Below are 5,864 nucleotides of genomic sequence, written 5' to 3'. Positions count from 1 at the left end.
CGCCGCGCCAGGCGACCAGCTCGGCGTCCAGCACCAGCCCCTCCGGCAGCCGGGCGACGGCGGCGGCGATCGGCGGGAACTCGGGGGCGAGGTCGCGGCCGCTGCGGGACTGGAGGTACGCGGGGCGCTCGCCCCGGGCGAACGCGACGCAGCGGAAGCCGTCCAGCTTCAGCTCGTACTGCACGCCCCCGCCACCCAGGCCGTCGGCGGGCGGGACGGCGGTCACGGCGGCCGGACGCATCACCTCGACGGGCGGGCGCAGCACCTGGCGCGACCGCTCCGGCTGCGGTGGCGGCGCGGGCGCACCGGGAAGCGGCCGGGCCCGTTCCGGGTCCAGCAGCGGGGCGAGCAGGTCGCCGTGCGCGGCCAGCCGGTCGGGCACCTCGGCGAGCGTGAAGACCAGGTCCTGCTCGTGGCCGGCCCGTTCCAGCTCCGCCCAGGCCAGCGGGGTGGAGACGGTCGGCAGCGGCCGGGCCCGAAGGGTGTACGGCGCGGCGGTGGTCTTCTTGGCGTTGTTCTGCGACCAGTCGACCAGCACCCGGCCCCGGCGGCGGGCCTTGGCCATGGTGTGCACCACGAGGTCCGGGTGCTCGGCCTCCAGGGCGGCGGCCAGCGCCTTCGCGTACGCGCAGACCCGGGTGCTCGGGGTGGGTTCGATCGGGACCAGCAGGTGCAGGCCCTTGGAGCCGGAGGTCTTCGCCCAGGCCGCCAGGCCGTCCGCCGCGAGCCGTTCGCGCAGCAGCAGCGCGACCGTACGGCAGGTCAGCACGTCGGCGCCTTCGCCGGGGTCGAGGTCGAGCACCAGCCGGTCGGCGAGGGCGGGCGCGGCGGCGTGCCACTGCGGGACGTGCAGTTCCAGGCAGCCCAGGTTGGCGACCGCCAGCAGGGCCGCGCCGTCCGTCAGCACCACCTGGCGCAGCTCGCCGGTGTTGCTCGGCACGTCGACCGTGCGCACCCAGTCCGGGGTGCCGGGCGGCGGGTTCTTGGCGACGAACACCTCCGCCTCGACGCCGTCCGGGCAGCGCAGGAAGGAGACCGGGCGGTCGCGCAGGTGCGGGAGCAGCGCGGTGTGCACGGCGGCGTAGTACCGCAGCACCTCGCCCTTGGGGGTGCCGGTGCGCGGGTAGTACACCTTGTCGAGGTGGGAGAGGGCGAGGGTGCGCCCGTCCACCGTCATCTGCGGCACGGTCCGCCTCCGTTGCCTCCGGTGGGTGGCCCCCGCAGCCAGTCTGCCCCGGTTCCCCTGTGGCTGACCCGCTCCGCGGCGTCCGGCAGCGCCAGGCACAGCGCGCGCAGCCGCTCCACCGGCGTGCGTACCGCTCACCCCCGCGGGTGAGCGACCGGCCGGGGTCGCGGACGGAGACGGGGTTGCTTATGGTGAGGGCGCGGTCACACGCCTTCCGCTCCGACGGCGGGAGCCCGGATGGGCCGCCGGGGGGATGCGGGGGGGCCAGCCGGGGGGAACCATCGACGAAGGAGTCCCCGTGACCACTGCCCGAGACATCATGCACACCGGTGCCCAGTGCATCGGCGCCCATCAGACGCTGGCCGAGGCCGCGAAGATGATGCGCGACAAGAACGTGGGCGCGCTGCCGATCTGTGGCGACGACCAGAAGCTGAAGGGCATCATCACCGACCGCGACATCGTGCTGCGATGTATCGCGGAGGGCAAGAACCCGTCCAAGATGACGGCCATGGAGCTCGCCGGCCACCTGCACTGCGTGCGGGCCGAGGACAGCATGGACGTGGTGCTGCGCAAGATGGAGCAGCACCAGATCCGGCGCATCCCGGTGATCGACGGGGACCGTCTGGTGGGCATGATCAGCGAGGCCGACCTGGCGATGGGCCACCGTGACGGCCAGCGGCTGACCGATCAGCAGATCATCGAGTTCATGGACAGCGTCTACATGAAGCAGTGACCGGCTGACACCCCGCGCGCCCCGCCCGCGCCCGCTTCCGGCCCGGCCGGTCCCCCGTACCGGCCGGGCCCTTCGAGCATGCCGGGCGGGGCACCGGTGCGTCTTGTACGAATGCGCACGCCTGCAAGGGCGCACGCCTCAGCCTCCGGCGCCCAGGACGGTGCTGGTCACCCGCCCGGTGACCCGGTCGGTCACCCGGCCGGCGGGCTGGGGCAGGGCGGCGGCGGTGCGCCGGGAGGCCAGGAACGCGCGCGGCGAGCAGCCGACCATGGCGCGGAAGTTCCGGTCGAGGTGGGACTGGTCGTAGTAGCCGCAGCGCGCGGCCAGGTCGGCGCCGGTGGGGCGGTCCCCGGCGGGGCGTTCCCCGCTGGGGCGGTCCTCGTGCGCGGTCAGGACGTTGAGGGTGCGCTGGAGCCGGAGGATGCCCGCCGCCTGCTTGGGGGCCAGCCCGAGGTGCTCGCGGAAGCGTAGCTCCAGCCGGCGTCGGCTCCACCCGCTGCCTTTGACCAGGGTGCCGATCGGCACCAGCCCGTGCGAGTGTCGCAGTTGCCGCCAGACCCAGTGCACCGAAGGGTCCCAGTCCGGCCCGTACGCGAACAGCGCACCGAAGTAGCCGTCCAGCATGGCGAACCGGGCCGGCCAGCCCGGGGTGTGGGCCAGCCGGTCGGTCAGCGACCGCAGTCGCGGGCCCAGGACGTCCCCGGCCTCGGCCCAGTGCCCGCCGAGCTCGCCGGCCAGCGGTCCGAACGCCCGGAAGGCGCCCTGCGGGGTGAGCGAGACGGCCAACCCGTGCAGCACGCCCGCGTGTTCGGCGATGGTCGCGGTGCGGCGCAGCCCGGCCGCGACCGAGCCGAAGGCGGTGGCCGGCGCGGGGGAGACGGCGTCGGTGAGGCTCATCGTGCCCTCGAAGACGAGTGCCACGGTGACCGCGTCCGTCGGCACCTCCAGCCGTCGCAGCGGCTGCCGCAGGGCCAGCCGGTAGCCGCGGTAGCCGAGGACGTACCCGCGCAGCGGCGCGGCGGGGGTGCCGAGGACCGTCCCGGGCGAGGTGGTGAGGAGGGTGTTCCGGGTCATCGCAACTCCCCTGCTCGGCCTGGCGGGTGGCATGCACGGGCCATGGTAGGCGGCGCCGGGAGGCCTCCGGGAGGCCTCGTGCGACCCCGGGCGGCGGACTGTCTCAGGGACCGGATCCTCCTTTCTTGCCAGCCGAGATGCGGGCACAATCGCGCACATGGGAAAGCAGTACGAATGCATCGACGGTCGGCTGCGCCGGTTCATCGAGCGCCAGCCGGTCTACTTCGTGGCCACCGCCCCGCTGGACGCCGACGGGCACGTCAACCTCTCGCCCAAGGGGCGCTCCGGGACGCTCGCGGTGATCGACGAACTCACCCTCGCCTACCTGGACTTCGGCGGCTCGCAGGCCGAGACCGTCGCCCACCTGCGGGAGAACGGCCGGATCACCCTGATGTGGTGCGCCTTCGAGGGCCCGCCGACCGTGGTGCGGGTGCACGGGCGCGGTGAGCCGGTCTTCCGGGACGACCCGAGGTTCGCCGCACTGCTCGGCCACTTCGGGCCGGCCGCGGACGGCTCCGGTCTGAGGGCGATCGTGCTGGTCAGGGCCGAACGGGTCAGCGACTCCTGCGGGTACGCGGTGCCGTTCATGGACTACCGCGCCGACCGCGACCTGCACGCCCAGTACTTCGACCGCAAGGACGAGGAGGAGTTCGGCGCCTACTGCGAGCGCAAGCCGCTGGTCGGCACCAGCATCGACGGCCTGCCGGCCGTCCCGCTGCCGCTCCCGCCGCGGCCGTCCTGACGCTCGTACGCTCCCGACGGCCTGTCAGCCGATCGGGGCCGGGCCGAGGATCACCGGCCCCTCCGGACCGGGGACCGGCACGAACCCCGCCCCGGCGTACACCTCGTGGGCGTTCAGGGTTCCCCCGGCGGAACGCGGCGAGGCCGCCGCACCCCGAGGCGGGGTGCGGCGGCCTCATGGCACGCGGTCCTACTTGCTCAGACCGGCCTTGACGGAGCAGACCGGCCAGGCGCCGGGGCCCTGGGCGGCGAGGACCTTCTCGCCGACGGCGATCTGCTGCGCCTTGGTGGCCTGGTGGGCCTGCGGGGCGTAGGCGGTGCCACCGAACGCGGCCCAGGTGCTGGAGGTGAACTGGAGGCCGCCGTAGAAGCCGTTGCCGGAGTTGACGGCCCAGTTGCCGGTCGCCTCGCAGGCGGCGACCTTGTCCCAGACCGAAGCCGGCGCGGCGGAGGCACCGGTGGCCGTGACGAGGCCGGCCACCGGCAGGGCGGTGATCGCCCCGGCCATCAGAGCCATCCGGACGCGGTTGCGGCGCTTCGGGGTGGCAGCGGCGGTGGCAGCGGCAGTCTCGTTACGGAAGGTCATGGGGGTTCCTTTCGGAGGGGTCTGCGAGCGCGCGGAACCAGGCCCTCGGAAGGCCGTCGGTTTCGGGGACAAGCCACTCGCGTGGTTCTGCACCGTCCCGCTCGGGGGCAGTCGGGGCCCGGCCGGAGCGGATCGCTCGGTGCAACGAGTTCGAAGTTACGGGTGTGGTCGTGGCGGTTACAAGGATTCGAAGGTTTAGGCACGTCAGAGGGCCGTTACCGGGCGTAAGGATCAAGGAGATGCGGCGATTTCGAGCGATTTGCCCCCATTTCCAAGATCAAAACGGCCCCGGAAGTGGCCCGCGCCACGCCGAACCCGCTCCCGAACCGCTGTGAGGCCGCCCACACGGTCGACAGCGCGTGACGGAACCCCGGCCGCCGGTGCCGATTCCGCCGCCCCGGCCGCCGGCCCGGGTGGCCCGCGCCACATCCCTCACCCGGAGTGCCCCCTGCCCCCACTCCCGGTGGCGGGCATAGCCTCGGCCCCATGAGCAACGACAGCGATGCAGCGGACACGGCGGACGCGGGAGAGGCGGCCGCCGGTACGGGTGGGGCGGCGGCCGCCGGTAGAGAAGGGACTGCCGAGGCGGGGGCGCCGATCGGTGCCGAGGAGCACGAGGCCGCGGCCGCGCCCACGGGCTTCGAGCTGGGCACCGACGGCCCCAAGGTGGTCCTGGCCGGTCTGGACGGCTCCGACTCCTCCTGGCGCGCCACCGCCTACGCCGCCGGACTGGCCCGCCGGCAGGGCGCCGTCCTCGCGGTGGCGTACATCCAGCCGATCCTCGGCGCCGCGACCGCCCTGGCCGGGGCCGCGGTGGAGGAGACCACCCAGGAGATCGCCGAGGAACTGCTGACCGCGCTGCGCGAGGCCGAGCAGCGGGTGCGTGAGGTGTGGAAGGTGGAGTGGCGCTTCCTGACCATGCGCGGCGACCCGTACACCGGCCTCGCCAAGCTCGCGGACGAGCTGCGGGCCGACGCCGTGGTGGTCGGCGTCTCCGAACAGGCCGGGCACAAGGTGATCGGTTCGGTGGCGGTCCGGCTGGTGAAGGCCGGCCGCTGGCCGGTCACCGTCGTCCCGTAGCCCGCGGCCGGGCGGCCGCCCGAAAGGGGCCGGGGCGGCGGCCGGTAGGGTGCGTGACCATGACGGACACGCGGGGCACGCACCCCTCCGAGCCCGCCCACCCGACCGGCAACGACCTGCACCTCGACCTCCCCGCCGGCGGCGGACGCCGCGCCGCACTGATGGCGGCCCTGCGCGAGGCGATCCGCAGCGGCAGACTGGCCCCCGGCACCCGGCTGCCGCCCTACCGCGCCCTCGCCGCCGACCTCGGCCTGGCCCGCAACACCGCCGCCGAGGCCTACGCCGAACTCGTCGCCGAGGGCTGGCTGACCGCCCGTCAGGGCTCCGGCACCACCGTCGCCGAACGTGCCGAACCCGTCCCGCGCGCCCGGGCCCGCAGGCCCTCCCGCCGCCCCGGTCCCGGCCACGACCTGCGCCAGGGCCAGCCCGATGCCGCCTCCTTCCCGCGCAGCGCCTGGCTCGCC

General features: G+C 74.6%; 5 protein-coding genes and 2 pseudogenes. 4 read left to right on the top strand and 3 right to left on the bottom strand.

All coding sequences use genetic code 11. The features are described 5' to 3' along the window. Nucleotides 1-307: 307 nt before the first annotated feature. Nucleotides 308-1,177: pseudogene (gene ligD, locus KS423_RS36660) on the bottom strand (non-homologous end-joining DNA ligase); the annotation flags it as partial. 307 nt (nt 1,178-1,484) lie between these two features. On the opposite strand from ligD, the gene KS423_RS36655 reads away from it, so the two are divergent. Then, entirely contained in the window at nt 1,485-1,919 is a 435-nt protein-coding gene (locus KS423_RS36655; protein WP_224284066.1) for a CBS domain-containing protein, read from the top strand. A gap of 138 nt (nt 1,920-2,057) precedes the next feature. Here the strand turns inward: KS423_RS36655 and KS423_RS36650 are convergent, their stop codons facing one another. Continuing rightward, complete coding sequence (locus KS423_RS36650) at nt 2,058-2,993, bottom strand: helix-turn-helix domain-containing protein (RefSeq protein WP_224284065.1); 936 nt, start codon at nt 2,991-2,993, stop codon at nt 2,058-2,060. A 157-nt stretch (nt 2,994-3,150) separates the two neighbouring features. Here KS423_RS36650 and KS423_RS36645 point away from each other — a divergent pair, with 157 nt between their 5' ends. Next, complete coding sequence (locus KS423_RS36645; protein ID WP_224284064.1) at nt 3,151-3,735, top strand: pyridoxamine 5'-phosphate oxidase family protein; 585 nt, start codon at nt 3,151-3,153, stop codon at nt 3,733-3,735. A gap of 192 nt (nt 3,736-3,927) precedes the next feature. On the opposite strand, the pseudogene KS423_RS36640 reads toward KS423_RS36645, so the two are convergent. Further along, nucleotides 3,928-4,251: pseudogene (locus KS423_RS36640) on the bottom strand (transglycosylase family protein); the annotation flags it as partial. A 555-nt stretch (nt 4,252-4,806) separates the two neighbouring features. Between KS423_RS36640 and KS423_RS36635 the strand changes: the two are divergent. Beyond that, a complete protein-coding gene (locus KS423_RS36635) occupies nt 4,807-5,400 on the top strand; it encodes a universal stress protein (protein ID WP_224284063.1) in 594 nt (197 codons plus the stop codon). Between the two features lie 59 nt (nt 5,401-5,459). Then, a partial coding sequence (locus KS423_RS36630) for a GntR family transcriptional regulator (RefSeq protein WP_224284062.1) occupies nt 5,460-5,864 on the top strand: 405 nt, incomplete at its 3' end.

The sequence above is a fragment of the Streptomyces sp. LS1784 genome, assembly GCF_020103755.1.
Lineage (GTDB): Bacteria > Actinomycetota > Actinomycetes > Streptomycetales > Streptomycetaceae > Kitasatospora.
This window is presented reverse-complemented; position numbering and strand designations above follow the sequence as displayed.

Excerpts from the sequence above, each read along its gene's own strand:
- KS423_RS36650 (WP_224284065.1), bottom strand. The coding sequence starts at position 2,993 with ATGACCCGGAACACCCTCCTCACCACCTCGCCCGGGACGGTCCTCGGC.
- KS423_RS36645 (WP_224284064.1), top strand. The coding sequence starts at position 3,151 with ATGGGAAAGCAGTACGAATGCATCGACGGTCGGCTGCGCCGGTTCATC.
- KS423_RS36635 (WP_224284063.1), top strand. The coding sequence starts at position 4,807 with ATGAGCAACGACAGCGATGCAGCGGACACGGCGGACGCGGGAGAGGCG.